General features: G+C 62.5%; 26 protein-coding genes. 14 read left to right on the top strand and 12 right to left on the bottom strand.

Annotated features, from left to right (window positions below):
• Positions 1 to 2: 2 nt before the first annotated feature.
• The 9 genes from PSTAB_RS06680 to PSTAB_RS06720 all read left to right on the top strand — a co-directional run bounded on the left by PSTAB_RS06680 (position 3) and on the right by PSTAB_RS06720 (position 8,354).
• The gene (locus PSTAB_RS06680; RefSeq protein WP_013982235.1) at positions 3 to 1,103 is read left to right on the top strand and encodes a flagellar basal body P-ring protein FlgI; all 1,101 of its coding nucleotides are present in this window, start codon (positions 3 to 5) and stop codon (positions 1,101 to 1,103) included.
• Positions 1,104 to 1,114: 11 nt separating this feature from the next.
• Positions 1,115 to 2,290 carry a flagellar assembly peptidoglycan hydrolase FlgJ gene (flgJ, locus tag PSTAB_RS06685; protein WP_013982236.1) on the top strand — a complete coding sequence of 392 codons (1,176 nt, stop codon included), beginning with the start codon at positions 1,115 to 1,117 and terminating at the stop codon, positions 2,288 to 2,290.
• Between the two features lie 3 nt (positions 2,291 to 2,293).
• Positions 2,294 to 4,447 (top strand): flagellar hook-associated protein FlgK, encoded by a 2,154-nt coding sequence (flgK, locus tag PSTAB_RS06690; protein WP_013982237.1) that lies wholly within the window; start codon positions 2,294 to 2,296, stop codon positions 4,445 to 4,447.
• 11 nt (positions 4,448 to 4,458) lie between these two features.
• Positions 4,459 to 5,772: a flagellar hook-associated protein FlgL gene (flgL, locus tag PSTAB_RS06695; RefSeq protein WP_013982238.1), complete on the top strand. Its 1,314-nt coding sequence runs from the start codon at positions 4,459 to 4,461 to the stop codon at positions 5,770 to 5,772.
• Between the two features lie 121 nt (positions 5,773 to 5,893).
• Positions 5,894 to 6,211: a ComEA family DNA-binding protein gene (locus PSTAB_RS06700; RefSeq protein ID WP_013982239.1), complete on the top strand. Its 318-nt coding sequence runs from the start codon at positions 5,894 to 5,896 to the stop codon at positions 6,209 to 6,211.
• 376 nt (positions 6,212 to 6,587) lie between these two features.
• Positions 6,588 to 7,028, top strand: a complete 441-nt coding sequence (locus PSTAB_RS06705; protein ID WP_013982240.1) for a YkvA family protein — start codon at positions 6,588 to 6,590, stop codon at positions 7,026 to 7,028.
• Between the two features lie 167 nt (positions 7,029 to 7,195).
• Positions 7,196 to 7,522, top strand: coding sequence for a helix-turn-helix transcriptional regulator (locus PSTAB_RS06710; RefSeq protein ID WP_013982241.1), 327 nt, complete (start codon positions 7,196 to 7,198; stop codon positions 7,520 to 7,522).
• The gene (locus tag PSTAB_RS06715) at positions 7,519 to 7,887 is read left to right on the top strand and encodes a hypothetical protein (protein WP_013982242.1); all 369 of its coding nucleotides are present in this window, start codon (positions 7,519 to 7,521) and stop codon (positions 7,885 to 7,887) included. The genes PSTAB_RS06710 and PSTAB_RS06715 overlap by 4 nt, the downstream gene beginning before the upstream one ends.
• Positions 7,887 to 8,354: a tetratricopeptide repeat protein gene (locus PSTAB_RS06720; protein WP_013982243.1), complete on the top strand. Its 468-nt coding sequence runs from the start codon at positions 7,887 to 7,889 to the stop codon at positions 8,352 to 8,354. Before PSTAB_RS06715 ends, PSTAB_RS06720 begins: the two co-directional genes overlap by 1 nt.
• Here the strand turns inward: PSTAB_RS06720 and PSTAB_RS06725 are convergent.
• Together PSTAB_RS06725 and PSTAB_RS06730 are read right to left on the bottom strand one after the other, a co-directional pair.
• Positions 8,321 to 10,114, bottom strand: a complete 1,794-nt coding sequence (locus PSTAB_RS06725) for a bifunctional diguanylate cyclase/phosphodiesterase (protein ID WP_013982244.1) — start codon at positions 10,112 to 10,114, stop codon at positions 8,321 to 8,323. The genes PSTAB_RS06720 and PSTAB_RS06725 overlap by 34 nt on opposite strands.
• 98 nt (positions 10,115 to 10,212) lie before the next feature.
• Positions 10,213 to 12,297, bottom strand: a complete 2,085-nt coding sequence (locus PSTAB_RS06730; protein ID WP_041771679.1) for a carboxy terminal-processing peptidase — start codon at positions 12,295 to 12,297, stop codon at positions 10,213 to 10,215.
• A 175-nt stretch (positions 12,298 to 12,472) separates the two neighbouring features.
• Between PSTAB_RS06730 and PSTAB_RS06735 the strand changes: the two genes are divergently transcribed.
• Positions 12,473 to 13,435 carry an NAD(P)H-quinone oxidoreductase gene (locus PSTAB_RS06735; RefSeq protein WP_013982247.1) on the top strand — a complete coding sequence of 321 codons (963 nt, stop codon included), beginning with the start codon at positions 12,473 to 12,475 and terminating at the stop codon, positions 13,433 to 13,435.
• A gap of 46 nt (positions 13,436 to 13,481) precedes the next feature.
• Here PSTAB_RS06735 and PSTAB_RS06740 read toward each other — a convergent pair whose 3' ends face one another.
• From PSTAB_RS06740 to minC, 6 genes are all read right to left on the bottom strand, one after another.
• Complete coding sequence (locus PSTAB_RS06740; protein WP_013982248.1) at positions 13,482 to 14,771, bottom strand: M18 family aminopeptidase; 1,290 nt, start codon at positions 14,769 to 14,771, stop codon at positions 13,482 to 13,484.
• Positions 14,772 to 14,838: 67 nt separating this feature from the next.
• Positions 14,839 to 15,408 (bottom strand): class I SAM-dependent methyltransferase, encoded by a 570-nt coding sequence (locus tag PSTAB_RS06745; RefSeq protein WP_041771681.1) that lies wholly within the window; start codon positions 15,406 to 15,408, stop codon positions 14,839 to 14,841.
• Positions 15,408 to 16,043, bottom strand: coding sequence for an RluA family pseudouridine synthase (locus PSTAB_RS06750; RefSeq protein ID WP_013982250.1), 636 nt, complete (start codon positions 16,041 to 16,043; stop codon positions 15,408 to 15,410). Before PSTAB_RS06750 ends, PSTAB_RS06745 begins: the two co-directional genes overlap by 1 nt.
• Positions 16,044 to 16,103: 60 nt before the next feature.
• Positions 16,104 to 16,361: a cell division topological specificity factor MinE gene (gene minE / locus PSTAB_RS06755; RefSeq protein ID WP_003301267.1), complete on the bottom strand. Its 258-nt coding sequence runs from the start codon at positions 16,359 to 16,361 to the stop codon at positions 16,104 to 16,106.
• Positions 16,358 to 17,173 carry a septum site-determining protein MinD gene (minD, locus tag PSTAB_RS06760; protein ID WP_013982251.1) on the bottom strand — a complete coding sequence of 272 codons (816 nt, stop codon included), beginning with the start codon at positions 17,171 to 17,173 and terminating at the stop codon, positions 16,358 to 16,360. The genes minE and minD overlap by 4 nt, the downstream gene beginning before the upstream one ends.
• Before the next feature lie 96 nt (positions 17,174 to 17,269).
• The gene (gene minC / locus PSTAB_RS06765) at positions 17,270 to 17,995 is read right to left on the bottom strand and encodes a septum site-determining protein MinC (protein WP_013982252.1); all 726 of its coding nucleotides are present in this window, start codon (positions 17,993 to 17,995) and stop codon (positions 17,270 to 17,272) included.
• Positions 17,996 to 18,153: 158 nt separating this feature from the next.
• On the opposite strand from minC, the gene PSTAB_RS06770 reads away from it, so the two are divergent.
• On the top strand, positions 18,154 to 19,101 hold the full coding sequence (locus tag PSTAB_RS06770; RefSeq protein ID WP_013982253.1) for a lipid A biosynthesis lauroyl acyltransferase: 948 nt from the start codon (positions 18,154 to 18,156) through the stop codon (positions 19,099 to 19,101).
• 123 nt (positions 19,102 to 19,224) lie between these two features.
• Here the strand turns inward: PSTAB_RS06770 and PSTAB_RS06775 are convergent, their stop codons facing one another.
• From PSTAB_RS06775 to PSTAB_RS06790, 4 genes are all read right to left on the bottom strand, one after another.
• Positions 19,225 to 20,067: a pirin family protein gene (locus PSTAB_RS06775; protein ID WP_013982254.1), complete on the bottom strand. Its 843-nt coding sequence runs from the start codon at positions 20,065 to 20,067 to the stop codon at positions 19,225 to 19,227.
• A gap of 94 nt (positions 20,068 to 20,161) precedes the next feature.
• Complete coding sequence (locus PSTAB_RS06780) at positions 20,162 to 20,917, bottom strand: MlaA family lipoprotein (protein ID WP_013982255.1); 756 nt, start codon at positions 20,915 to 20,917, stop codon at positions 20,162 to 20,164.
• Between the two features lie 4 nt (positions 20,918 to 20,921).
• Complete coding sequence (locus tag PSTAB_RS06785) at positions 20,922 to 22,214, bottom strand: alpha/beta fold hydrolase family protein (protein WP_013982256.1); 1,293 nt, start codon at positions 22,212 to 22,214, stop codon at positions 20,922 to 20,924.
• A 217-nt stretch (positions 22,215 to 22,431) separates the two neighbouring features.
• Positions 22,432 to 22,653 (bottom strand): DUF2061 domain-containing protein, encoded by a 222-nt coding sequence (locus PSTAB_RS06790; RefSeq protein WP_013982257.1) that lies wholly within the window; start codon positions 22,651 to 22,653, stop codon positions 22,432 to 22,434.
• A gap of 279 nt (positions 22,654 to 22,932) precedes the next feature.
• Between PSTAB_RS06790 and PSTAB_RS06795 the strand changes: the two genes are divergently transcribed.
• The 3 genes from PSTAB_RS06795 (at position 22,933) to PSTAB_RS06805 (ending at position 25,950) form a co-directional block, all read left to right on the top strand.
• Positions 22,933 to 23,247: a DUF485 domain-containing protein gene (locus PSTAB_RS06795; RefSeq protein WP_013982258.1), complete on the top strand. Its 315-nt coding sequence runs from the start codon at positions 22,933 to 22,935 to the stop codon at positions 23,245 to 23,247.
• A complete protein-coding gene (locus tag PSTAB_RS06800) occupies positions 23,247 to 24,902 on the top strand; it encodes a cation acetate symporter (RefSeq protein WP_013982259.1) in 1,656 nt (551 codons plus the stop codon). Before PSTAB_RS06795 ends, PSTAB_RS06800 begins: the two co-directional genes overlap by 1 nt.
• A 238-nt stretch (positions 24,903 to 25,140) precedes the next feature.
• The gene (locus tag PSTAB_RS06805) at positions 25,141 to 25,950 is read left to right on the top strand and encodes an SDR family oxidoreductase (RefSeq protein WP_013982260.1); all 810 of its coding nucleotides are present in this window, start codon (positions 25,141 to 25,143) and stop codon (positions 25,948 to 25,950) included.
• Positions 25,951 to 26,017: the final 67 nt, after the last annotated feature.

Genomic DNA, 26,017 nt, shown 5'->3' on the forward strand with positions numbered 1-26,017 from the left:
CCATGTGGAAAAAACTGCTTCTGCTCGCGGGTTCACTCATGCTCTGCAGCGCTGCTCAGGCCGAGCGGCTGAAGGATGTCGCGACCATTCACGGTGTGCGCAGCAACCAGCTGATCGGCTATGGCCTGGTCGTTGGCCTGAATGGCAGCGGTGACCAGACCACCCAAACGCCGTTCACCGTGCAGACCTTCAACAACATGCTGGCGCAGTTCGGCATCAAGGTGCCGGCCGGCGGCAATATCCAGTTGAAGAACGTCGCCGCGGTGTCGATTCATGCCGAGCTGCCACCCTTCGCCAAGCCGGGGCAGACCATCGACATCACCGTATCGTCCATCGGTAATGCCAAGAGTCTGCGTGGCGGCAGCCTGCTGATGGCGCCCCTGAAGGGGATCGATGGCAACGTCTATGCCGTTGCTCAGGGCAACCTGGTTGTCGGCGGCTTTGACGCCAGTGGCGCCGATGGATCGCGCATTACCGTCAATTCGCCGTCGGCTGGACGCATCCCCGGTGGTGCCACGGTCGAGCGACCGGTGCCGAGTGGCTTCAATCAGGGCAATACGCTCACGCTGAACCTCAATCGCCCGGATTTCACCACGGCGAAGAACATCGTCGATCAGATCAATGACCTGCTCGGCCCGGGCGTGGCTCAGGCGCTGGATGGCGGTTCGATCAGCGTGACTGCGCCGCTGGATCCGAGTCAGCGGGTGGATTACCTGTCGATTCTGGAGAACCTCGAGGTCGAGGTCGGCCAGGCGGTGGCCAAGGTCATCATCAACTCGCGTACCGGCACCATCGTCATTGGCCAGAACGTGCGGGTTCAGCCGGCCGCGGTTACCCACGGCAGCCTGACGGTCACCATTACCGAAGACCCGCAGGTGAGCCAGCCCGAGCCGTTCTCCGATGGGCAGACCGTGGTAGTACCCAACTCGAAGGTGAAAGCCGAAGAGGAAGCCAAGCCGATGTTCAAATTCGGCCCGGGCACCACGCTGGATGAGATCGTCCGGGCGGTGAACCAGGTGGGTGCTGCGCCCAGCGACCTGATGGCCATTCTCGAAGCCCTGAAGCAGGCTGGCGCGCTGCAAGCCGATCTGATCGTGATCTAAGGATTAGCGACATGGAAAACCGACTCGGCAGCGGGGCCCGCGCCCTCGACAGCGGCAGTTACAACGATCTCAATCGACTCAGCCAGCTCAAGGTCGGCAAGGACCGGGATGGCGAGGAGAACGTGCGCAAGGTTGCGCAGGAATTCGAGTCGCTGTTTCTGAACGAGATGCTCAAGTCGATGCGCTCGGCTACCGAGGTGCTGGCCAAGGACAACCCGCTGAACAGCCAGGCGACCAAGCAGTACCAGGACATGTACGACCAGCAACTGTCGGTCAGTCTCTCGAAGGAGGGCGGCGGCATCGGGCTTGCTGACGTACTCGTGCGCCAGCTGAGCAAGCAGACCGAGACGGTGACCCGCAACAACCCGTTCGCTCAGGTCGCACGAACCGAGGGCGCGGCCTGGCCGAGCAAGCCGGCGGCGGCTGCGGTCGAGTCCGGCCGGGATGACTCGCGCCTGCTCAATCAGCGTCGACTGGCTCTGCCGGGCAAGGCGAGCGATCGCCAGCTGGCCAACGTATCGGCTACCGCGCCGACGACAACCGGCGAAGGCGCGCAGCCGCTGGTCAATGTCGACTGGAAGCCCGCCACGGCGTTCGTTCCGCCGAAAGACCGGCCATTGACGGTCAATGGAGTGGAGAAGAGCGCGCCCAATTCACCGAGCAAGACGCGCTTCAGTTCTTCCGAAGAGTTCATTACCACCATGTTGCCGATGGCCGAGAAGGCGGCCGAGCGCCTGGGTATCGAACCGCGATTCCTGGTAGCGCAAGCCGCGCTGGAAACCGGCTGGGGCAAGTCCATGATCCGCCAGGCCGATGGCAGCAACAGCCACAACCTGTTCGGTATCAAGGCCACTGGCTGGAAAGGCGCCTCTGCCACCGTAATGACCACCGAGTACGTCAACGGCAAGGCAACCCGCGAGAAGGCGGGGTTTCGCGCGTACGACTCGTTCGAGCAGAGCTTCGATGATTTTGTCAGCCTGCTGGAGAACAACGACCGCTATCGGACCGCTATCCAGGTCGCGAGCAACACGGGTGATTCGGAGCGTTTCGTCAAGGAACTGCAGAAAGCCGGCTACGCCACCGATCCCCAGTACGCCCGCAAGATCACCCAGATCGCGCGCAAGATGCAGACCTACCAGACCGTTGCCGACGCGAATTCGGTGCCCGCGATGCGGACCAGAGGCTAAATCATGGCTGACCTATTGAGCATTGGCCTTTCCGGCCTGGCCGCCAGCAAGACCCAGCTGTCCATCACCGGCCACAACATCACCAACGTCAACACGCCTGGCTATAGCCGGCAGGACGCAACCCAGGCTACCCGCTCGCCGCAGTTCAGCGGCGCCGGCTATATCGGCTCGGGGACCACGTTGGTGGAAGTTCGCCGCAGCTATAGCGAATTCCTCACCAGCCAGCTGCGTAGTAGTACATCGCTGAGCGCGGATGTGGAGGCCTACAAGAGCCAGATCAATCAGCTCGATTCGCTGCTGGCCGGCACCACCACCGGCATCACGCCCTCGCTGCAGAAGTTCTTCTCGGCCTTGCAAACGGCTGCCGAAGATCCGGCGAACATCCCGGCACGCCAACTGGTTCTGGCGGAGGCAGAAGGCCTGGCCAGGCGCTTCAACACGGTCTATGACCGGCTCTCCGAGCAGAACAATTTCACCAACAAGCAGATGGCCGCGGTGACCGACCAGGTCAATCGCCTGGCGGGCAGCATCGGCATTCTGAACGAAGCGATTGCCATCGCGGCGGCCAACGGCAAGCAGCCGAACGACCTGCTCGATGCCCGCGATGAAGCCGTCCGCCAGCTGTCGGGCTATATCGGCGTGACCGTTGTCCCGCAGGATGACAGCAGCTTCAACGTTTTCATCGGCAGCGGTCAGCCGCTGGTGGTTGGCAGCAAGGTGGCGCGTCTCGAGGTAGTGCCGGGGCAGGGCGATCCCAACCGCCATGAGGTGCAGTTCATCAGCGGCGGCTCGCGGCAGGGCATCACGTCGCAGATCACCGGCGGCGAGCTGGGCGGGCTGATTCGCTATCGCGAGGAAGTGCTGGATTCCACCATGAACTCCCTGGGCCGCCTGGCACTCGCCGTGAGCGACCAGGTCAACACGCAGCTGGGGCAGGGGCTGGATCTCAAGGGACAGGTCGGTTCGGCACTGTTTGGCAACTACAACGATCCGGCGCTGGCCAAGTTGCGTGTCAATGCGTTCGTGGGCAACAGCAACGCGCAGCCGCTGATGAATATCACCGATACCAGCGTGCTCACCACCAGCGACTATCTGATGGAGTATGACGGTAGCAGCTACAAGGTGAGGCGCCTGAGCGACAACCAGTTGATGACCGTGGCGGAAAATCCCGTTGGGACGTTGTCCTTCACGGACAAGAATGGACGGGATCAGGGCTTCCAGGTCGTCTTGGGAAATCCCGCTCCGACAGCGGGGGACAAGTTCAGCCTGCAGCCGACCCGCCGTGGCGCGTCCGATATCAAGGCGACGCTGGATCAGGCCGACCAGCTGGCCTTCGCCGCGCCTATTCGTGCCGAAAGCAAGCTGCAGAACCGAGGCACTGGAGTTATTGGTCAGCCAAGCTTGGTTGCCGGCCCGTCACCGATCAGTAGGGATGCGCTTGCTGTGGCAAACCTTTCTCTCGGCGCGAATCTGAGCGCGGACGGAAAAACCTATACGCTGGGCGCCCTTCCGACTGGCTGGTCGTATGTAGCCAAAGGAGGTGACCCAATCGTGCCTCAGCGATCCGCAAATGGTGACCTGATCGAGCCGTTGGCAGATCAGGATGGCAACCCATTAGCACGGGTGCTGGATGATGATGGCCAACCGCTTGAAGTTAATGGGCAGCCGGTTGTAGCGCCTGCGATGACCATGGGTAACAGCAATACTGTGCGCTTGGCTTACGCTGCAGCCGATGGTGAGACCTACCGGTTCGAGCTTTCTATGAGCGGTCGGCCTATGGCTGGAGACGAATTCGCACTGGCTTTTAACCAGAACGGTGTGTCCGACAACCGCAACGCCTTGAAGCTGGTGGATCTGCAAAGCAAGCAGACCGTCGGCGTGACAGCGGGCATTGCTGGCTCGGGTTTCAGCTTCACCGATGGTTACGGTGAGCTGGTCGAACGCGTTGGCACGCTGACGGCGCAGGCCCGGATGGACAGCGAAGCCACCGGGGCCATTCTGAAGCAGGCGACCGACAACCGTGATTCGCTCTCGGCGGTGAACCTGGACGAGGAGGCCGCCAACCTGATCAAGTTCGAGCAGTACTACAACGCCTCGGCTCAGATCATTCAAGTTGCCCGCTCCCTGTTCGATACACTGATCAGCACCTTCAGGTAATAGGCCGCCCCATGCGCATTTCCACCCTGCAAGCATTCAATAACGGCGTCGCCGGACTGCAGCGCAACTACGCCAACGCGACCCGTACCCAGGAACAGATCAGTACCGGCAACCGCATCCTGACACCAGCAGATGACCCGGTAGCGTCGGTGCGCCTGCTGCAGCTGGACCAGCAGCAGAACGTGCTGAGTCAATACAATGCCAACCTGACCGCGGCGAAGAACAGCCTGACCCAGGAAGAAGTCACTCTCAACTCGGTCAATACCGTGTTGCAGCGTGTACGTGAGCTTGCCGTACAGGCGGGCAACGGTGGTCTGAGCGCCGAGGATCGGAAATCCATCGCTGCCGAACTGCGCGAGCGCGAAGATGAACTGCTGTCCTTGATGAACACACGCAACGCTCGCGGCGAGTACCTCTTTTCGGGCTTTCAGGGCAAGACACAGCCATTCGTGCGAGATGGTGCCGGCAGCTATAGCTACCAGGGCGACGAGGGGCAGCGGAAGCTGCAGATCGCTAGTTCGCTCAATATCCCCATCAGTGACAACGGTAAGTCAATTTTCCAGAACATCACTAATGCCGGGCGTTTAACAACCGCTCCAGTGTTTAACGCGAGCGCGCCAGTGACGAGCACCCTAGTTGTCTCTGCGCCGCTAGTAAGTGATGAGGTGGCTTTTTCAGGAGCCGAACCGTTTCCGCCAGAGGGCATTGAGCTCGAATTCCAAGCTGACGGAAAGTACGTAATTTATCGCTTGCCCAGGGCACTTGATCCCGCTGACGACGTTGTTTTAAAAGATGATTTGTCGATGGATAACGATCCCAAGAAAAGCGATAAATTGGTTTTTCGCGGCGTTACGGTACACCTTGACGGGACTCCGGCTGAAGGAGACAGGGTTGCGATAGTACCTGGCAGCATTTCAGGCCTTGATACGGACGGAAGTGTTCTTCGCGACCCCAACGCGACGGTGCAGAGCAAACAAGGCATTCTCGACACCATCGCAAACCTTCGTTCCGCACTCGAGAACCCTGGCTCCAACGGGAACGGCGTCCGTGACGCCGTAGCCGTAGCCCTGACAAACCTCGACCACGGCATGATCAGCGTCGATGCGGCTCGCGGTAACATCGGTGCTCGCCTCAATGTGATCGAAACGACTCAGACCGACAACGAAGATGTCGCGTTGGTGAACAAGGCCGTCCAGGCCGAGCTGCGTGAGCTGGATTACGCCGAGGCCCTGTCCAGGCTGTCGTTTCAGACCATTCTTCTCGAGGCGGCTCAGCAGAGCTACGTCAAGATCAGCGGCCTGAACCTGTTCAACGCGATGCGCTGAGAGGTTTGACGAGGTTCGCAAAAAAACGACCTCGTTTTGACATCGGTGGGTAGGCGGCTAGATTGGCTGACGCGGAGCAGGATGTCCCGCAAAACTCCCCAATCGCATAAGGAACATGCTCATGCGCAACGCGTTTATTGCCGCAGCGGCTTTTGCCGTACTTTCCAGCTTCTCGTTCGGCAGCTACGCCGCCAGCCAAGCCCAACCGGCTCCGACCGCCCCGGCGGCAGCCGTGGCGCAAGCGCCGGTGAACCTCAATACCGCCGACGCCGCTACGCTTACCCGCGAGCTGAAAGGCATCGGTGCAACCAAGGCCAAGGCCATCATCGACTACCGGGAAGAGCATGGACCGTTCAGTTCGGTCGATGAGCTGCTCGAGGTAAAAGGGATCGGCTCGGCCACTCTGGAAAAATTGCGGAGTCAACTCAGCGTTCAGTGATTGAAAGACCGGGCCGTTCGCAATGGGCGGCCCCGTCGTGGCTTGATCGGCTGCCCAGATAGTCGCCCGCCTGCCACACCGAACACCCTGTGCAATGGCCAGTCAAAGAGCTTGAAAGGCATTGACATTCCGCGGTTATGCACATTCGAAATAGCTCCATTCATTCTGCTCCCTCATTTGTACATTGCTTTTGTGGCCTTTTGTAAATCATTGATTTAAAAGGGAATCATGAGCTGAGTAAAAAAACACCGATCTGTTCGCCACCCCCGTGGCACGGGCGTTAGCGGCGGTCATCCAGAAACTGTTCACAAGGTTATCCACAGGCTCGGTGGATAACGTAGCCGAGGTCACGGATGGCGCTGGCTGGAGGTGTCTGATGAAAGCTCCCTGGAATTTGCTGCGCTATCTGCCGCTGGCGCGGCGTCTGATCAAGCACGGAAAAATCCCCGCTCTGCTTCTCGCCGTGGCCCGCAAGTCATCATCCAAGCGTGGGCTGATAAAGGGGCTTCGCGAGGACCTGTCGCTGCTACAGGCGCTGTGTGTTGCCTGGTGGCGCGGCGAGTATCGGGCCATCAGCCCCAACGCGCTGGTAGCGGTGGTCGCCGGCCTGCTCTATTTCCTCTCACCATTGGATGCGATTCCCGATTGGATTCCCGGGCTGGGATTTGTGGACGATCTCGCTGTTCTGGGCTGGGTGATGCGTAAGTGGTCGGCTGAACTGGATGCGTTCAGAGCCTGGAAGCAGACGCAGACGGCCGAGCGCCAGGCCGCCCTGAAAGAGCTCCCGCAACTTGACGAGCCCCGGGCTGGCGGATGATCAGGCCGATGCAGCGGCTATGGGGGTACGCCCGTTGGTCGGCAGCATTCGGACATTTGCGGCGTCGATCCCGATTCGCTTTTGCCTCCTGCAGGCAGGTGGCTTCAACGAGCCGCGAGGGCTGTTAAGATTCCGCCTCTGATCGAGAAGCCAGGGGAAATAGACGGATGAACGTACAGGTCATCATGCGTGACGGCTCGCCGGAATACGCCGTACTGCCATGGGACGAGTACCAGGCTCTGCTTGCCGCCGTAGGCGCACCATCTTCCTCGGCTACGGTTTCCAGCCCGGACACGCAGCGGCTATCGGCGCTTACCGAATTGTCTTCGCTTCGTGAGGGCAAGGGACTCAGCCAGGACACGCTGGCGCGCTCGGTCGGGATCAGTCCCGCCTATCTCGCACTGATCGAGGCGGGCGAGCGGGTTCCCGATGCGGCCATTCGCCGGGCACTGGCCCGCGCATTGGAGATCGATGGCTGGGAGGGCGACGCTTGACCTCGGTATCCATCAGCCGCCAGCACTGGCAGGCATTGCTCGGCGAACTGGATGATGCGCGGCGGCAGCGGCACCTGGTGACCTACCGAGCGCTAATCGAGCGCCTTCAGCTGCCCACGCCGGCGATGCAAACCCTGACCGCGGCACTGGAATACCTGGCCGCTCTGGACGCCCGCTCGGAGCGCCCATTGCGTAGTGCGCTGGTCATCAGCCAGGGCGCCAGCCGTCTGCCGCGAACCGGTTTCTTCGAATGCGCCGCCCGGCTCGGACGGTTCTCCGGTCCGGTCGATGGCGCCGCAGCCGCATCGTGGCATGCCGGCGAGGTGGCTCGGGTGTTCGAATTCGACTATCCGGAGGATGTCTGATGTTGGGAAGGCTGCGTGCCAGGCTCGGGTACTTCACAGCGCGCAAACTGATGAAGTCGCATCGTGCGGTCCAGCAACCGAAACTCTGGCGCTGGATGGAGGGGCAGTTCGCGCGCATGGCGGCACAAGGCGATGTCGAGGCCCAGTGTTTCTACGGGCATATCCTCTATTTTCGTGGCCTTGGTCATGGCGCCAAGCGTGAAGGGGTTCGCCTGCTGCGGCTCGCGGCAACCACCGGTGATGTGAAGGCCGCGTACCAGATGGGTGTCATCAGCCTGAGCGAGGATGCCTCCCACGGCCCTGATGGCAGCGAAGCGGCGCGATGGTGGGCTCAGGCCGCCGAAGCGGGGCACCCGCTGGCGGCGGTTCGCCTCGAGCAGCTCTATCGGGCCGGGGGGCATGGTCTGGCTGCCGATACTCGTCAGGCCGACCGCTACAAGGAGAAGGCAGCACAGCTCGGATTGTGAGCATCCTTCGACGTACTGTCCGCATCCAGGACATGCACGCTCGGGCCGAACGTCTGCTTGGCTTGCCGTTTGGCTTCCGACGCCAGTGCGGCAAGCCTTCCAGCATCCAGCCGTTCGGTGTGTTCCGGTCGTACATCGACGATCCCAATCGACAGCGACAGGAGGGCAAAGCGCTGCTCGCGCCCGTCTCGGTTGGCAGAGACGAAACCTCCCGATTCCAGGTGCTCGCGTTGGTAGAAGGTTCTGCTGCGGCGTAGAAACTCATGTTGCAGCTGATCGATCCGCTGCAGACCGTCCTGTCCACCCAGAACCAGCATGAAGTCATCGCCACCTATATGGCCGACAAAGTCCACCCGCGGATCGACCCGTTCGTTCAGGCATTGCGCCAGGCACAGCAGGACCTCGTCACCCTTGGCATAGCCGTAGAGGTCGTTGAAGGGTTTGAAGTTGTCGATATCCACATAGCAGACCAGCGCCTGGCGCCGTTGCAGCAGCAGGCGAGTCAGGCATTGCTGGATAGGCACGTTGCCAGGTAACAAGGTGAGCGGGTTGGCATGCCGCGCCTGCTGGATCTTCAGTTCGGTTATCAGCCTCAGCACATCGATGACCCGGCCGAGGCCGTGATAGCGCCCGGCCTGGGTGATGACAAAATCCTCTTCGATGCGCTGGCGGGCTCGGCTGGTCAGCAGTCGGCTTACCTGCTGCAGTGACTGGTCGAGCTCAACGGCAAGGAAGTCCGTGCTCATCAGGCGGCTCAGGGGTTTGCGCGCCAGCAGGTCGGTCGCGTACGGCTTGAGCAGCGCCTCCGAGATGAGATTGCGGTGGATGACGCCAACGGGTCTGGCATCGGTATCGAGAACCGCAATCGAGTTCAGGTTGGGCTGCAGGCGAAACGCTTCCAGCATCTCCGCAACCGGGCGATCGGCCGACATGGCCGGTTGCTGGATGAGCAGGGCGCTGAGGTTGCCGGTTTCCTCGCCGAAGGCCGTCTGCACTTCCGACTGGGGCAGCACTTCGTCGATATTCTGAGGCGGCAGCTCCATCGGACGTCCGAGCAGGTAGCCCTGAACCAGGTCGATGCCCATGCTGGCGAGCACGACCAGCTCCTCCTGCAGTTCGATGCCTTCGGCGATAACCTGGGCTCGTGAAGCGCGGGCGATCTTCAGGATCGATTCGACGAACTCGCGCTTCACCGGGTCGAGATGGATGCCGTCTATGAAGTAGCGGTCGATCTTCACATAGTCGGGACGCAGCTCCGACCACAGACGCAGGCTCGAATAGCCGGCGCCGAGATCATCCAGGGCGATGCTGAAACCCATCGAGCGGTAATGGTGAAGCGCTTTGTCGAGCAGCTCGAGGTCATCTGCCGGGGCCTGTTCGGTAAGTTCGATGACGACCTCATCGGCGGAGATGCCATAGGCCTGGAGCAGCTCGAGCGTCCGCCCGGGCTTGTGCGTGGCATCGAGCAGGGTCTCTGGCGAGGCGTTGAGGAATAGTTTGCCGCGTAGCGCGCCCTGACTGTATCGCCGGCACGCCGTTTCGCGACAGGTCATTTCCAGCTCGTTGAGGCGGCCGGCATGACGGGCCGTGGTAAGCAGGTTGATCGGCGAGTGCAGGGGGCTGTTGGACGGTCCGCGACTGAGCGCTTCGTAACCGAGTATTCGTCGCTCGGAGAGCGACACGATGGGTTGGAACAGGGTGGTGATGTCGCCGTGAGCAAGGATCTGTCCCAGCGTGCTCAACTGCTCGGTGACTGTCATGGGAGGACTCTGGGCTGAAAGAAAAGGGGCCGCATTGCGGCCCCTTCATTTCACGTCACCGTGATGTCAGTTTGATGACATCGCGGGTTGCGCGCCCTTCAGTGCTTGGCCATTGCCGAGCTGAGGCCGAGATAGTCCAGCAGGATGCGACCGCTTTCGGACAGGTAGGCATCGTCCTCTGGTTTCGGTTTGTCCACCTCCTGATGCGGCGTGGTTTCGTCGTCCTTCTCCAGCTTGGCCAGCGGCTGTTCACCCTTCGCCAGCCGCAGCGCGTTCTCCAGCGCTAGCTGACGCTTCTCGATATCCGCCTGCTGAGCACGGCGTTTCTTTTCGTTGAGACTGACGGTGGTTTCGTGCATCAGCTCCTGGGCGAGCGCCAGGCGGTCGCGGGTGAAGACGAAGTCCGGGTTCTCGCCGGTGCGCGCCTCATGGCGAGCCTTGAGTTCGGCCAGGAAGGGTTTGAAGGGGTTCATGTCGGGATTGATCGCAGCGCGGATGCTGTCCCACGGCAGCGCTTCGGGTAGGGCGCTTTCGCCAATCTCCTTGGTGTCGACATCGGCCGGGTAAGCGATGTCCGGAATCACGCCCTGGTGCTGCGTGCTCTGCCCGGAAACGCGGTAGAACTTGGCAAGGGTCAGCTTCAGCTCGCCATGGTTGAGGGGCTGGATGGTTTGCACGGTACCCTTGCCAAAGGTCTGGCCGCCAAGGATGAGCGCGCGATGATAGTCCTGCATGGCGCCGGCGAAGATTTCCGAGGCGGAGGCCGACAGCCTGTTCACTAGCACCGCCAGCGGGCCTTTGTAGAATGCGCCGGTCTGCTCGTCGGCCAGCACGTCGACACGGCCGTCGCTGTTGCGCACCAGCACCGTCGGGCCCTGGTCGATGAACAGGCCGGTGAGTTCGGTGGCTTCCTGCAGCGAGCCGCCGCCGTTGTTGCGCAAGTCGATGACTACGCCGTCGACCTTTTCCGCTTCCAGTTCGGATAGCAGCTTCTTCACGTCGCGGGTGGTGCTCTTGTAGTTCTGGTCGCCGGCACGCAGGGCCTTGAAGTCGAGGTAGAACGCCGGAATCTCGATCACGCCGAGCTTGAAGTTCTGGCCCTGATGCGCGAGGTTCAGCACCGACTTCTTGGCGGCCTGCTCCTCGAGCTTGACCGCCTCACGGGTGATGGCCACCACCTTGCTGCTCTGGTCGTTCGGTGCATTGCTCGCCGGGATGACTTCGAGGCGGACCACCGAGCCCTTTGGACCGCGGATGAGCTTGACCACCTCATCCAGGCGCCAGCCGATCACGTCGACCATTTCGTCGTTGGCCTGGCCAACGCCGATGATCTTGTCAGCCGGTGCCAGCTGCTTGCTCTTTTCTGCCGGGCCGGCCGGCACCAGGCGTACGATCTTGACGTGCTCGTTGTCGCTCTGCAGCACCGCGCCGATACCTTCCAGCGACAGGCTCATGTTGATGTCGAAGTTCTCGGCATTGTCCGGCGAGAGGTACTGGGTGTGCGGATCGTAGGACTGGGCGAACGCATTGATGTAGGTCTGGAACACGTCTTCGCCGCGAGTCTGGTTGAGGCGCGCCAGCTGGTTCTTGTAGCGTTTGGTCAGCAGCTCCTCGATGGCCTTGGGCTCCTTGCCTGCAATCTTCAGGCGCAGGACCTCGTCCTTGACGCGCTTGCGCCAGAGGTCGTCGAGCTCGGCCATGTCCTTGGCCCAGGCGGCTTTCTCGCGGTCGACCAGCAGCTCTTCATCGACGGTGAAATCGAAGCTCTCGACGCCCTTGCCGAGCAGGCCCAGAGCAAAGTTGAGGCGGTTCTGCAGCCGCTCGAGGTGCCGCTTGTAGATGGCGAAGCCGGGTTCGAGGTTGCCGCCTTTGAGGAAGTCATCGAACTGGTTGCGCCACTTGCCGAATTCTTCGATGTCGGATGCCAGGAAGTAGCTGCGCGCAGGGTCGAGCATCTTGATATAGCTGTCGAAGATCTTCGCCGAACGGGCATCGTTCAGCGGCGGCTTGTTGTAGTGATGGCGCTTGAGCAGCTCGACGACGTTGAGGCTGGCGATCACCTGATCACGATCGGGTTGCAGGTAGTCCCAGTTCTCCGGCGTGCTGACCGCTTTGGCCATCGCCAGGGATGCTTGAAGGCCGAAGAGAACGGCGAGAACGGTGCAGGTCAACGTACGTTTCATGGCGTGGGGGCGACGAGATGCAAGGGAATAACGCATATTAGGCCATCTACAGTAAGCGCCGGTTCGGTTTTCCGTCCGGCGGTGGAAAGCACGAGCCCGATGGTACAGGTGGTCAAAAGAAGGCCAGCGAGTGATCGGTCGGGTGGGCATAGATAGGAACCACTATGGAGGCAGCATGAAGGCATTGCAAGGTATCGAGGGTCATCTGGAGTGGGCAGAGCGGCCCGCTCCCGCATGTGGCGAAGGGGAGGTCCGCATCCAGGTGGCGGCCGCTGGGCTGAACCGGGCGGATCTGCTGCAGCGCGCCGGCCATTACCCGCCGCCCGCAGGCGTGACCGACATCCTTGGCCTGGAGTGTGCCGGCGTGATCGCCGAGGTGAACGGACGCAGCCGCTGGAAGGTGGGCGACCGCGTCTGCACCTTGCTGGCCGGAGGCGGCATGGCCGAGGAAGTGGTGGTCGATGCCCGCCACGTGCTGCCGGTGCCGGAAGGCATGTCGCTGCACGAAGCGGCTGCGATACCCGAGGTATACGCCACTGCCTGGCTCAATCTCTACCGCCTCGGCGCGTTGCTGGCCGGCGACAGGGTGCTGCTGCATGCCGGTGCCAGCGGTGTCGGCTCGGCGGCCATCCAGCTGTGCAAGGCGTTCGGCAATCCCTGCTGGGTCAGCGTCGGCTCGGCCGAGCGTCTGGCTTATTGCGAGTCACTAGGCGCACAGGGTGGTGTGCTGCGTGGCGACTCGCTGGAAGCGCTGCGTGACTTCGGGCCGTTCGACATGATCCTCGATCCGGTCGGCGCCAAGTACGCCGCGCTCAATCTGCAGCTGCTGGCGATGGACGGGCGCTGGGTGATGATCGGCCTGATGGGCGGCCGCAAGGCCGAGATGGACCTGGCGGGGCTGCTGGCCAAGCGTATCCAGTTGATCGGCTCCACCCTGCGCAGCCGCGACGCCGACTACAAGGCCGGCCTGCTGGCGGAGATGGAAGAGAAGGTCTGGCCGCTGTTCACCCAGGGCAAGCTGTCGCCGCGGCTGGAGCGCACCTTCGCCATCGGCGATGTCGAGGCCGCGTTCGAGGCTCTGGCCAGCAATACCGTGTCCGGCAAGCTGGCCCTGGTGATCGACAGCTCGCTGTCCTGACGCGCCTCCGGCAGGCTCGCGGCGATCGCGGGCCGGCCGGGACAGCTCAGGGCAGCTGGTTGCTCGCGTAGAAAGCGGTCAGCACCTTGACCAGATGGGCCAGGTCCTGGCTGCCGGCCAGCTCGCGAATCGAATGCATGGCGAAGGTCGGCAGGCCGATGTCGACGGTGCGCACGCCCAGCTGGCTAGCGGTGATCGGGCCGATCGTCGAGCCACAGCCCATGTCGCTACGAGTGACGAAGCTCTGCACCGGCACCTCGTTTTCCAGACAGAGATGGCGGAAGAAGCCGGCGGTTTCGCTGCTGGTGGCATAGCGCTGGTTGTTGTTCACCTTGATCACCGGGCCGGCGTTGAGCTTCGGACCGTGGTTGCCGTCGTGCTTGTCCGCATAGTTCGGGTGAACGGCGTGGGCGTTGTCCGCTGAGATCAGCAGCGAATGGCTGACCGCACGCTGGAAGTCGTCTTCGTCAGGCAGCAGGCGACGCAGTACCTGCTCCAGGAACGGGCCATCCGCGCCGCACATGGAGGTAGAGCCGACTTCCTCGTGGTCGGTGCAGACCAGCACGCAGGTATGTTCGCGCTCGGCCGCGAGCAGGGCCTGCAAGCCGGCAAAGCACGACAGCAGGTTGTCCAGCCGTGCCCCCGCGATGAAATCCCCATGCAGGCCGATGACCGCGGCGCTCTGGGTGTCGTAGAAACTCAGTTCGAAATCCAGCACCACATCGGCGACCAGCCCATGCTCACGGCCGAGCTGATCGGCGAGCAGTGCACGGAAGTCCGGGCTTTCCTGGCTGGCAATCTGCGCGAGGATCGGCGGTAGTTCGTTCTGCGCGTTGATCGCCCAACCCTGATTGGCTTCCCGGTTGAGGTGAATCGCTAGGTTGGGGATCGTTGCGATCGGCAGCTTGAAATCGATCAGCTGGCTCTCGATGCGACCATCCCGGCTGTAGGTCACCCGTCCGGCCAGGGACAGATCGCGGTCGAACCAGGGGGCCAGCAGGGCGCCGCCGTAGACTTCGACTCCTACTTGCCAGAAACCCTGGCGCTGCAGTTCCGGCTGTGGCTTCACACGCAGACAGGGGCTGTCGGTGTGGGCTCCGACCGGACGCAGGCCGTGCTCGACCAGCGATTTGCTGCCCAGCTGAAACGCCACGATGGCCGAATCGTTACGGGTGACGTAGTAGCGTCCACCAGGTTCGGTGTGCCAGACCTCGCGCTCATCCAGCGCACGGTAGCCGGCCGCCTGCAGTGCCTGGGCGAGATTCTGGGTGGCATGGAACGGGGTGGGCGATGCCTGCAGGTACTCGATCAGGCCTTGGTTGAGAGCTTTGCGCATTTCGGACTCCGGACTGCAAGGTCACGAAGTCTATCCCATCGCATGGCATGGCTGCATTCCCACGGCCTCACCTGCGCCGAGCGATGGCCTCGAACAGATGCCAGTGCTTGTCTTGGCCGGTCGCCGTCTTGCCGTCGAACTCGATCTCGTTGAGCTCCAGCAGCTCCCAGTCTTCGAACAACTCCAGAAGCTGCTCATAACGGTGACAGGTGAGGTTGCGCCCCGCCCAGCTGTCACGAAGCCCGAAAAAGTGACCGCTGAACAGGCCACCCCTGCACAGGCACTCCATGATGCGCGTCCAGAGACTCGTGAATGCCTCCGGTTTGCAGAACGGTAAAGCGAAACTGGCATTAACCAGCTCGACGGTGGGAAGGGGAGCACCACTCTCGAATGGCTCGCAGAGCGTGGTGAGCTTATGCACACCGGTGTCCACCTGTGCCCGCAGCGCATCGAGCGCGGGGCTGGACTGATCGAGTGCGACCACGCTCCAGCCATCGCGCAGCAGCGCCAGGCTGTCGCGACCTGCGCCGCAGCCCAGGTCAAGCGCGGTTCCGGGAGGCGCTTTCCAGAGGTTGAGCGCCTTGCGCAGGCTGGGATGTTCGGGGGCGCCGCGGGTCGCCTGAAGAAATCGCTCCATCAGAATGGCGCGGGACACTCGAAGCGCAGGCGCTCGCCTGTCTGCGGATGAGTCAGGGTAAGCATACTGGCGTGCAGGCACAGCCGCTCATGCGCATGCAGCGCCTGTTCATGCGCGTAAAGCCGGTCGCCGAGCAACGGGTGACCGATCGACAGCATGTGCACCCGCAGCTGGTGAGAGCGCCCGGTGATGGGGGTCAGTTCGACGCGGCTGTAGTCGCTGCAGCGCTCGAGTACGCGCCAGAAGGTCAGCGCATGCTTGCCCAGTTCGTGATCGACCACATGCCGTGGCTTGGTCGGCGGGTCGTAACGCAGCGGCAGGTCGATGCTGCCACTGTCCTGCTCCGGCTGGCCCCAGCACAGCGCGGTATAGGCCTTTTCCGTTTCGCGGTCATGAAACTGACGGGACAGCTCGCGGTGCGTATCGGCGTCGCGGGCGAGCACGATGAGCCCAGAGGTCTCCCAGTCCAGGCGGTGCACGATGCGGGCTTCGGGGTAGCCGTTGTCCTGCAGGCGGGTCACCAGACAGTCACGATTGTCTTCAGCCCGTCCTGGCACGGAGAGCAGCAGGGTCGGCTTGTTGATCACCAGCAGGGCGGCGTCCTGGTGAATGATCTGGATGTTGCTAAGAGGCATTGTTCTTCCCACAAACGAAGACGGCGACCCGTGGGCCGCCGCTTCTGTACGCCGTGCCGCTCAGCGATCCGGCAGGGTGATGTTCAGTTCGAGAATCGAGCAGCTGCCCTGATCCTCGAGGGCGACCTGAACCTGATCGCTGTCGATGTTGACGTACTTGCGGATCACCTCGACCAGCTCCTTCTGCAATGCCGGCAGGTAGTCCGGCTCGGTGCGCTGGCCGCGTTCGTGGGCGACGATGATCTGCAGGCGTTCCTTGGCAATGGCGGCCGGTGTTTCCTTCTTCTTGCGTTCACGGAAGAAGTCGAAGAGGTTCATTCGCGGCCTCCGAAAAGTCGTTGCAGGAAGCCAGGCTTCTTGACGTCGAGGAAGCGGTGCGCCACTTCCTTGCCCAGCAGGCGGTCCACCGCGTCGCTGTAGGCCTGACCGGCGTCGCTCTGGTCATCGAGGATCACCGGGATGCCCTGGTTGGACGCCTTGAGCACAGCCTGCGACTCGGGGATCACGCCCAGCAGGCGGATGGAGAGAATTTCCTCGACGTCTTCGACGCCGAGCATTTCGCCCTTGGTGACGCGCTCAGGGTTGTAGCGGGTCAGCAGCAGGTGTTCCTTGATCGGCTCTTCGCCGTTTTCGGCGCGACGCGACTTGCTGGCCAGCAGGCCGAGCATGCGGTCGGAGTCGCGTACCGAGGAGACTTCCGGGTTGGTCACGACGATGGCTTCGTCGGCGAAGTACATGGCCAGATGAGCGCCTTTCTCTATGCCCGCCGGGGAGTCGCAGATGACGTATTCGAAGTTCTTGCCCAGCTCGTCGATCACCTTGCCGACGCCTTCCTGGGTGAGGGCGTCCTTGTCGCGCGTCTGGCTGGCAGCCAGCACGTAGAGGTTCTCCAGACGCTTGTCCTTGATCAGGGACTGGGTCAGGGTGGCATCGCCATTGATGACGTTGACGAAGTCGTAAACCACCCGGCGTTCGCAGCCCATGATCAAGTCGAGGTTCCGCAGACCGACGTCGAAGTCGACGATGACAGTCTTGTGGCCGCGCAGAGCGAGGCCGGTACCGATGGCGGCGCTGGTGGTGGTTTTACCAACGCCACCTTTGCCGGAAGTGACTACGATGATCTTGGCCAAGGTGATTCACCCTAAAAATTGAAAAATCGGGACCTTCCGCCCGGTTTTGGCGTCAGGATTGCCCGTTTGGTCCTTGAAAATTCGCGGCAGTATCCGTTAAAGGCGGGTGATGTTCAACACGTCGCCGGAGAGGCTGATGCGTACCGCTTCAGCCCAGAGAGGATCGCGTCGCAGGTCCTCGGCGACCTTGTATTGGCCGGCGATGGAGACCATTTCCGCTGCGAGCTGCTGGCAGAAGATCCGCGCCGAAGTATCGCCCTTGATGCCAGCCAGGGCGCGACCGCGAAGCGGACCGTAGACATGGATGTTGCCATCGGCGAGAAGTTCCGCACCGGGGCTTACCGGCGCCAGCACAATGAGGTCGCCGCCCTGTGCGTAGATCTGCTGGCCGCCGCGGATGGGCGTGGTGACCACGCGGGTCGGGCGGTAGACCGGTTCGGCAGGCTTGGCCGGAGCCTTCGATGCCAGGTCGACCTGGCGCTCGCGAGCCCCCGAAGGCGGCAGCACCGGTAGATCCAGCACCGCCGCTGCTTCGATATGCGCCGGCTCGCTGGCGCGCAGGGCCAGGGTGCGCAACCGATGCTTGCGGCAGAGTGCGACCAATGCCTTGATGTCGATTTCCCGCGCCGCCTCGGGCAACTTGTCCAGCGCCAGGACCAGCGGCGTATTGTTGAAGAAGTCCGGGGCTTGTTCGACCTTGGCCGCGAGCTGTTCGTCGAGACGTTCGATGTCGTTGCTGGCCAGCTCCAGCACGGTGATGGCGAGCATGCTGCCCTTGAGCTGGAAGGCTGGGGACTGGTCGGGGAGGTCGGCTTGGCTCATGGTCTGCCTGCTGCGGTAAATGGCGAGGACTTATAACGAGGTGTGCCGCTGCCTGCAACCCGCCGCGTGTGTCGCGGGCGATCGCTGGTGCGCCGAGGCTCGGTCAACCACGCCTTTTGCCGCTAGAATGCGTCGCTTCATCGGTTGTCGAGCTATTCATGGACCGTCCTCAGTTTCGTGCGTACTTCCTGCATCCGCGCTTCTGGCCGCTGTGGCTGGGGCTTGGCCTGCTCTGGCTGCTGGTGCAGTTGCCGTATCCGCTCTTGCTGCAACTGGGCCGTGGGCTCGGCGCGTTGATGTTCCGATTCGCCGGTTCCCGGCGCTACATCGCGCGACGCAACCTGGAGCTGTGCTTTCCCGAACTCAGCCAGTCGCAGCGTGAACGTCTGTTGCGCGAGAACTTCGCGTCCACCGGCATTGCTTTCTTCGAAATGGCGATGAGCTGGTGGTGGCCGCAGGCGCGCCTGCAGCGGCTGGCAAAGATCGAGGGACTGGAGCATCTGCAGCAGGCCCAGGCGGCCGGGCAGGGGGTGATCCTGATGGCGCTGCATTTCACCACGCTGGAAATCGGCGCCGCATTGCTCGGTCAGCGCCACACCATCGATGGCATGTACCGCGAGCACAAGAATCCGCTGTTCGACTATGTACAGCGCCGCGGACGCGAGCGGCACAACCGCGACGCCACTGCCATCGAGCGGGAAGACGTGCGGGCCATGCTCAAGGTGCTGCGTGCCGGCCGCGCCATCTGGTACGCGCCGGATCAGGACTATGGCCGCAAGCAGAGTCTGTTCGTACCGCTGTTCGGTATCCAGGCCGCCACGGTGACCGCCACCACCAAGTTCGCTCGGCTAGGCAGGGCCAAGGTCGTACCGTTCACGCAGGAGCGCATGGCGGATGGTTCGGGTTATCGGCTGGTGATCCATCCGCCGCTGGAGGATTTCCCTGGCGAGAGCGAGGAGGCTGATTGTCTGCGGATCAATCAGTGGGTCGAGGAGGCCGTCAGCGCCCTGCCTGAGCAGTATCTCTGGGCGCACCGGCGCTTCAAGACCCGGCCGGACGGCGAGCCGGGGCTGTACAAGAAAAAGAAGAAGCGCAAGCCGGTGTAATGCGCTTTCCTGCCCGTGTAGCGTGGCGGGCGTGTGGTGCGCTAACGCCACCCCGTGGGTGACGGCCGGCTACATCCCGGGCGGCGTCCCGGTGGTTCCGGCCATCCAGTCGACCCAGCCGAATCAGGCCAGCGTTCCATCGCGGAAATCCCGCAGCGCCTGCTCGATCTCCTCCCGGCTGTTCATTACGAAGGGGCCGTACTGCACGATGGGCTCGCCCAGGGGGCGCCCGGCCAACAGCAGCAGGCGGGTTCCCGACTCGCTGTGCAACCGCACCTCACCATGTTCGGACAGGCGCACCAGCTGGCCTTTGCCCAGCGTGTGTTCGCCAAGGCGCAGCGCACCCTCGTAGACATAAAGCAGCAGCCGATGGCCTTCCGGCACCTGCGGGCTGATGCCGCTACCGGCCGGCAGATGCAGATCGAAAAGCTGCGGCTCGGTATCCGGACGCTGCACGACGCCCGGCTGCTCGATGCCGTCGACCTTCAGCGTGCCGGCGATGACTTTTGCCTGGACCCCGCCTGGCAGCGTCAGCTGTGGAATTTCCGCCGGTGCGAAGTCACGGTAGCCCGGCTCGCCGAGCTTGGCGTGGGCGGGCAGGTTCAGCCACAGCTGGAAGCCGCGCATGAGGCCTTGCTCCTGCTCCGGCATCTCGCTGTGGATCACACCGCGCGCTGCGGTCATCCACTGGACGCCGCCACTTTCCAGCCGCCCGACATTGCCCATGTGATCCTCGTGACGCATGCGCCCCTCGAGCATGTAGGTGATGGTTTCGAAGCCGCGGTGCGGATGTGGTGGAAAGCCGGCGATGTACTCGTCGGGATCGTTGGAGCCGAACTCGTCGAGCATCAGGAACGGATCGAAGCGCTCCGGCGCGGCGCCGCCAAATACGCGCGTAAGACTGACGCCGGCGCCATCGGAAGTCGGGCGGCCGGTGGTGATGGAAAGGATTTCACGCTGGGACATATCGAATGCCTCTCGGTCTGGAATGTCTCCAGCGTAAACGTACGGCTTCGATTAACGGTTGCGCATTATCGCTATAACCAATCAATTAGTTGGATCATTCCTCCACCATCAGATCCCGCGCACGGCTATACACATAGCGCACCTTCTCGTACTCGAACGGCGAGTTGAGCTGGCCGTAACGGAAGCTGGTGACGTGGCGGGCGTTGATGGCGCGCAACGCGGTCAGGCTCAACTCGCCACCGGTGGTCTCGGCGTACTGGAGGAAATCGACCTGTCGCTCGACGGCGAAATCGGTGACGCGGCCGGTGGCATCGCGCAGGTTGGAGGGGCCGAGAGCCGGAATGATCAGGTATGGCCCCTGGGGAACGCCCCAATACCCGAGTGTCTGGCCGAAGTCCTCGCTCTGGCGCACCAGACCCATGCGCGTGGCCGGGTCCCAGAGTCCGCCGACGCCCAGAATGCTGTTGAACAGAAAGCGGGCGGTGGCATTCGCCGCACGCTGTCCCTTGAGCTGCGCGACGCTGTTGAACAGCGTCGGAATCTCCCCGAGGTTGGCGAAGAAGTTGCTCACGCCGGTGCGCACCGGTTGCGGCGTGACATAGCGATAGCCTCGCACCACCGGCAGCATCACCCATTGATCGAGCCGGTAGTTGAAGTGGTAGATGCGCCGGTTGACCGATTCGAACGGGTCGTAGACGTCCAGCGCCTGAAAGGTAGCGCGCTCGAACTCACGTTGGTCCAGCCCCGGATTGAACTCCAGGTTGCGTAACGGATGGGTGAAACCATCCTCGTCGACCGCCGGTGTGTCGGCGAAGGCCAGACCACTGAGCAGCAGCAGCGGCAACAGCATTCCTTTAGCCACGGAAGAACTCCAGCATGTGTTGGGCGTTGACGCGGTAGGTGAGATTGCCGCAGTGGCCGCCGCGCGGGTACAGCGTCAGACGGTCGCCGAAGGTGCGGCGCAGGAAGCCGATATCACCGGCACCGAGGATCAGGTCGTCTGCATTGTGCATGACCGCGATCTTCGGGCTCTGGCGCAGATAATCCTCAAGGGCGTAAAGGCTGACCTGCTGGATCAGCTGCGGCAGGCTGCCGCCGTCGTACTGCGCCCGCCACATGGGAATCAGCTGCTCGGTGATGTAGCAGTCGAAATCGCAGAGCAGGGCGCGCTTGAAGAATGGCTCCAGACGCGTGCCCTCGTTGATCGGATAATCCTGCGGCACGATCAGCCCGCGCCGGTTGATCAGGTCCGAGGTGAAATTGATGTCGGCCGCGGAAAAACGGAACACCGAGCCGATCAGCATGGCCATCTGCTCATCGCTGAGCTTCAGCGTCGACTGCTGGAAGTCGTAGAGCATCGCCTCGTCGAGGTCGATGTAGCCGCGCTGCTGGTAGTAGCGGGTCAGTTTTTCCAGCACCACTTCATAGAAGGTGGTGTGGTCGTCGATGCCTTCGACGCGGGTTTGCACCAGCTTGTCCAGGTTACCGACCGAGGTGTAGAGGTTTACCGGCGGGTTGAGCAGCAGCACGCGCTTGAAGTTGAAGCTGCCGCGGGTTTCGTCCAGCTGGCTGACGAACGCGGCGTTCAGCGCGCCGAGGCTGTAGCCGGTGAGGTGGAACTCGGTGACAGGCAGCTTGTGGTGCCTGGCGCGAATGGCCTGCATGACCCGATAGAGATCCTTGGCATCGTCGGCACTGATGCCCGGTGTGGCATAGCGCGAGGCAGCGGACATGAAGTCGTAGCTGGTAGGCGAAGACAGCTGCACCACGTGGTAGCCGGCGCCGTAGAACAGCCGCTTGAGTGCCTCGGTCTTGCCCGCCGAGTAATGCGCACCGGTGCCGGAAATGATGAAGATCAGCGGCGCCGGCCCGCGCTGGCGTGCCAGGCGATAGCGCAGCTGTTTGACCGGCCAGAAGTTGTCCGGCAGGGTGAATTCGCGCTCCGGCCGCAGACGCAGGCTGTAGTCAGCCTGGTCGATGGCGTCGTCACTGGGTACCTCGGCGCGCAATGCGCTCGGCGTGCCGGCGATGGTCGCTTCGAAAGGATTGGCCAGGGGGTAGCCATACTCCTCGATGCTGAGATCAGCCGCGTGCAGCGGCGTAACGATAAGGGCGAGCAGGGCGGTCAGGCGCAACAACAGCTGCATGGTGTATCTCCGTTGACAGGCCATCGCGGCCTGTAGCGAGGCGGCAACGGATGTCTCGTGCCGCCTGTCCCATCAGAACTGCATTGGCAGCGCAGTGCAAGCCAACATCTCTATGGCAGCGGCGCGGGGAATTCGATCCCTGCGCGGGGATGGAAAATGTCGACGACCGACGGTCGCTGGCGAACCGCCGGGCTAAGTGGCTCGTCTGCCGCGGTCGTCACGCCTGATGATGCAGCCAGGCATGCTTAGGAATCGCTGCGCTGCGTCTACTGCGTTCGAATCGCTGCCAGACCTTCTCGTGGAAGTAGAAACCTACCGAATTGCACAGCGGCTCGATGGCGGCGACCAGTCCACCGATGGCGATGCTGCCGGTCAGCGCGTAGGTCACCGAAAAGGCGATGCAGAAGTGCATCAGGGTGAACGTCACGGTCTTGAGCATGGCCTGTCTCCTTGTGCAGTCGAGAATCGTTCTCGCGACAAGGAGAGTCTGGTCGAGGTCGAGCAATGTCTGAAATCAACGTTCTGCATGTGCGACATAGCGCCACACTATTTGTGTTTGGAATTGTTGCGAAGCGCCGATTCATGCGGCTCGAGGGCTCTATGTCGGGCCTTTTCGCAAGACGCATTCAGACCAAAGTCGGGTGGTGTTCGCTTCGGCCGGGCCTAAAGTGGCCGCCCTGCCTCCATCAGGGGGCAGCGACCGTGGAGACAGATTCCAATGCACAATGAAAATGTTTACCGGCAGATTTATGCCAATCCGCGTTTCCAGGAGCTGGTGGCCAAGCGCGGGCGTTTCGCCTGGCTGCTGTCGGCCGTCATGCTCGGCGCCTACCTGGCGTTCATCCTGTTGATCGCCTTCGAGCCGAAGATCCTCGGCATTCCGCTGTCCGCCAATACCGTGACCACCTGGGGCATTCCGGTTGGCATCGGAGTGATCTTCATGGCGTTCATCCTGACCGGTGTCTATGTGCAGCGTGCCAACGGTGAGTTCGATCGCATCAACCAGGAAATCCTCAACGAGGCACAGAAATAATGATCCTGCGTTTCCTGATGACTGCCCTGCTGTTGGCAGTCTCGCCCGCGCTGCTCGCCGATGCCATTACCGGCGAAGTCCAGAAGCAGGCCACCAACTACACCGCCATCATCATGTTCGTGGTGTTCATCGTGTTCACCATGGGCATCACCAAGTGGGCGGCCAAGCGCAACACCTCGACCGCTGACTACTACACCGCCGGCGGCAGCATCACCGGCTTCCAGAATGGTCTGGCGATTGCCGGCGACTTCATGTCGGCGGCGTCCTTCCTCGGCATTTCCGCGCTGGTCTACACCAGCGGTTACGACGGCCTGATCTACTCCATTGGTTTCCTCGTCGGTTGGCCGATCATCCTGTTCCTGATGGCTGAGCGCCTGCGCAACCTGGGCAAGTTCACCTTCTCCGACGTGGCGTCCTATCGCCTCGGCCAGACGCAGATCCGTCTGCTCTCGGCATTCGGCTCGCTGATCGTGGTGGCCTTCTACCTGATCGCGCAGATGGTCGGTGCCGGCAAGCTGATCCAGCTGCTGTTCGGCCTGGACTACTACGTGGCTGTGGTGCTGGTCGGTGTGCTGATGGTCATGTACGTGCTGTTCGGCGGCATGCTGGCGACCACCTGGGTGCAGATCATCAAGGCGGTCCTGCTGCTGTCGGGCGCCAGCTTCATGGCCATCATGGTGATGAAGACCGTCGGCTTCGATTTCGGCAGCCTGTTCGCCGAAGCGGTGAAGATCCACGAGAAAGGCGCGCAGATCATGAGCCCGGGCGGTCTGGTTTCCGACCCGATCTCGGCGATTTCCCTGGGCCTGGCACTGATGTTCGGTACCGCCGGCCTGCCGCACATCCTGATGCGCTTCTTCACCGTGTCCGACGCCAAGGAAGCGCGCAAGAGCGTGTTCTACGCCACCGGCTTCATCGGCTACTTCTACATCCTGACCTTCATCATCGGCTTCGGCGCGATCCTGCTGGTCAGCACCAACCCGGACTTCAAGGACGTGACCGGTGCCATCGTCGGCGGCACCAACATGGTCGCCATCCACCTGGCCAGCGCCGTGGGCGGCAATCTGTTCCTCGGTTTCATCTCCGCGGTCGCCTTCGCCACCATCCTCGCGGTAGTGGCCGGCCTGACCCTGGCCGGTGCCTCGGCGGTTTCCCATGACCTCTATGCCTGCGTGATCAAGCAGGGCAAGGCGCGGGAAGAGGACGAGATGCGTGTGACCAAGCTGACCACCCTGACCCTGGGCGTGGTGGCGATTCTGCTTGGCATCATCTTCGAGAAGCAGAACATCGCCTTCATGGTCGGCCTGGCGTTCTCCATCGCCGCCAGCTGCAACTTCCCCGTGCTGTTCCTTTCCATGTACTGGAAGGGGCTGAGCACGCGCGGTGCGCTGTTCGGCGGCGCGCTGGGCCTGATCACCGCGCTGGTGCTGACCATCATCAGCCCCACCGTGTGGGTCGACGTGTTCGGCTATGCCGAGGCGATCTTCCCCTACAAGTACCCGGCGCTGTTCTCTATGGTCGCCGCCTTCGTCGGTATCTGGTTCTTCTCGGTTACCGACAACTCCAAGCGGGCAGGGGAGGAGCGTGAGCGCTTCTTCGCCCAGTTCGTCCGTTCGCAGACCGGTCTGGGTGCAACTGGCGCCGTCGCTCACTAAGGCGATCAGCCGGCAAGCGAAAGGGCAGCCCACGGGCTGCCCTTTTTCATTGGTGGCGTGCAAATCACCAGCGTGCACCGCGCCCATGTTGCCGCCATATTGCCTGCCGGGAACCGGGCGGTCAGCCCCATTGGCCAAGGGTTTGCGAGGGGCATTCATCAATCTGATGGATGCCGGTACGGCTCCGGGCATTCGCTAGACTCGCTGCCACTACCCGAACAACAAAGGCAGCACAACAATGCACAATCGCATGATGATCACCGGCGCCGGTTCCGGGCTCGGACGGGAAATCGCCCTGCGCTGGGCGCGCGACGGCTGGCAGCTGGCGCTTTCCGACGTCAATGAGGCCGGGCTGGCGGAAACCCTGAAAATGGTTCGCGAGGCGGGCGGCGATGGCTTCACCATGCGCTGCGACGTACGTGACTACAGCCAGCTGATCGCCTTCGCCCAGGCCTGCGAAGAGAAGCTCGGCGGCATCGATGTCGTGGTCAACAACGCCGGCGTGGCATCGGGCGGTTTCTTCGACGAGCTGTCGCTGGAAGACTGGGATTGGCAGATCGCGATCAACCTGATGGGGGTGGTCAAGGGCTGCAAGGCATTCCTGCCGCTGGTTCAGAAGAGCAAGGGCAAGATCATCAACATCGCCTCCATGGCGGCGCTGATGCAGGCGCCCGGCATGAGCAACTACAACGTGGCCAAGGCCGGTGTGGTGGCGCTCTCCGAGAGCCTGATGGTCGAGCTGCGCCAGGCCGAAGTGGGTGTGCACGTGGTCTGTCCGTCGTTCTTCCAGACCAACCTGCTGGATTCCTTCCGCGGGCCGACGCCGAACGTGAAGGCGCAGATCGGCAAGCTGCTGGAGTCATCGCCGATCACCGCGGCGGACATCGCCGACTACATCCACCAGCAGGTCGCCAAGGGCGAGTTCATGATCCTGCCGCACGAGGAGGGGCGCATGGCCTGGAAGGTCAAGCAGCAGAATCCTCAGGCGATCTATGACGAGATGGCGCTGCTCGCCGAAAAGAAGCGGGCCAAGAGCAAGGCCGTCTGAATCCGGCCGGCCGCTGCCTTCAAGCGGCCGGTGCGGTTGCCTCCGGGGAGGCTGGGGAGTAGGGTTG

This window comes from Stutzerimonas stutzeri, assembly GCF_000219605.1.
Classification (GTDB): Bacteria; Pseudomonadota; Gammaproteobacteria; order Pseudomonadales; family Pseudomonadaceae; genus Stutzerimonas; species Stutzerimonas stutzeri.

Excerpts from the sequence above, each read along its gene's own strand:
- PSTAB_RS06680 (WP_013982235.1), top strand. The coding sequence starts at position 3 with ATGTGGAAAAAACTGCTTCTGCTCGCGGGTTCACTCATGCTCTGCAGC.
- flgJ (WP_013982236.1), top strand. The coding sequence starts at position 1,115 with ATGGAAAACCGACTCGGCAGCGGGGCCCGCGCCCTCGACAGCGGCAGT.
- flgK (WP_013982237.1), top strand. The coding sequence starts at position 2,294 with ATGGCTGACCTATTGAGCATTGGCCTTTCCGGCCTGGCCGCCAGCAAG.
- flgL (WP_013982238.1), top strand. The coding sequence starts at position 4,459 with ATGCGCATTTCCACCCTGCAAGCATTCAATAACGGCGTCGCCGGACTG.
- PSTAB_RS06700 (WP_013982239.1), top strand. The coding sequence starts at position 5,894 with ATGCGCAACGCGTTTATTGCCGCAGCGGCTTTTGCCGTACTTTCCAGC.
- PSTAB_RS06705 (WP_013982240.1), top strand. The coding sequence starts at position 6,588 with ATGAAAGCTCCCTGGAATTTGCTGCGCTATCTGCCGCTGGCGCGGCGT.
- PSTAB_RS06710 (WP_013982241.1), top strand. The coding sequence starts at position 7,196 with ATGAACGTACAGGTCATCATGCGTGACGGCTCGCCGGAATACGCCGTA.
- PSTAB_RS06720 (WP_013982243.1), top strand. The coding sequence starts at position 7,887 with ATGTTGGGAAGGCTGCGTGCCAGGCTCGGGTACTTCACAGCGCGCAAA.
- PSTAB_RS06725 (WP_013982244.1), bottom strand. The coding sequence starts at position 10,114 with ATGACAGTCACCGAGCAGTTGAGCACGCTGGGACAGATCCTTGCTCAC.
- PSTAB_RS06730 (WP_041771679.1), bottom strand. The coding sequence starts at position 12,297 with ATGAAACGTACGTTGACCTGCACCGTTCTCGCCGTTCTCTTCGGCCTT.
- PSTAB_RS06735 (WP_013982247.1), top strand. The coding sequence starts at position 12,473 with ATGAAGGCATTGCAAGGTATCGAGGGTCATCTGGAGTGGGCAGAGCGG.
- PSTAB_RS06740 (WP_013982248.1), bottom strand. The coding sequence starts at position 14,771 with ATGCGCAAAGCTCTCAACCAAGGCCTGATCGAGTACCTGCAGGCATCG.
- PSTAB_RS06745 (WP_041771681.1), bottom strand. The coding sequence starts at position 15,408 with ATGGAGCGATTTCTTCAGGCGACCCGCGGCGCCCCCGAACATCCCAGC.
- PSTAB_RS06750 (WP_013982250.1), bottom strand. The coding sequence starts at position 16,043 with ATGCCTCTTAGCAACATCCAGATCATTCACCAGGACGCCGCCCTGCTG.
- minE (WP_003301267.1), bottom strand. The coding sequence starts at position 16,361 with ATGAACCTCTTCGACTTCTTCCGTGAACGCAAGAAGAAGGAAACACCG.
- minC (WP_013982252.1), bottom strand. The coding sequence starts at position 17,995 with ATGAGCCAAGCCGACCTCCCCGACCAGTCCCCAGCCTTCCAGCTCAAG.
- PSTAB_RS06770 (WP_013982253.1), top strand. The coding sequence starts at position 18,154 with ATGGACCGTCCTCAGTTTCGTGCGTACTTCCTGCATCCGCGCTTCTGG.
- PSTAB_RS06775 (WP_013982254.1), bottom strand. The coding sequence starts at position 20,067 with ATGTCCCAGCGTGAAATCCTTTCCATCACCACCGGCCGCCCGACTTCC.
- PSTAB_RS06780 (WP_013982255.1), bottom strand. The coding sequence starts at position 20,917 with ATGCTGTTGCCGCTGCTGCTGCTCAGTGGTCTGGCCTTCGCCGACACA.
- PSTAB_RS06785 (WP_013982256.1), bottom strand. The coding sequence starts at position 22,214 with ATGCAGCTGTTGTTGCGCCTGACCGCCCTGCTCGCCCTTATCGTTACG.
- PSTAB_RS06790 (WP_013982257.1), bottom strand. The coding sequence starts at position 22,653 with ATGCTCAAGACCGTGACGTTCACCCTGATGCACTTCTGCATCGCCTTT.
- PSTAB_RS06795 (WP_013982258.1), top strand. The coding sequence starts at position 22,933 with ATGCACAATGAAAATGTTTACCGGCAGATTTATGCCAATCCGCGTTTC.
- PSTAB_RS06800 (WP_013982259.1), top strand. The coding sequence starts at position 23,247 with ATGATCCTGCGTTTCCTGATGACTGCCCTGCTGTTGGCAGTCTCGCCC.
- PSTAB_RS06805 (WP_013982260.1), top strand. The coding sequence starts at position 25,141 with ATGCACAATCGCATGATGATCACCGGCGCCGGTTCCGGGCTCGGACGG.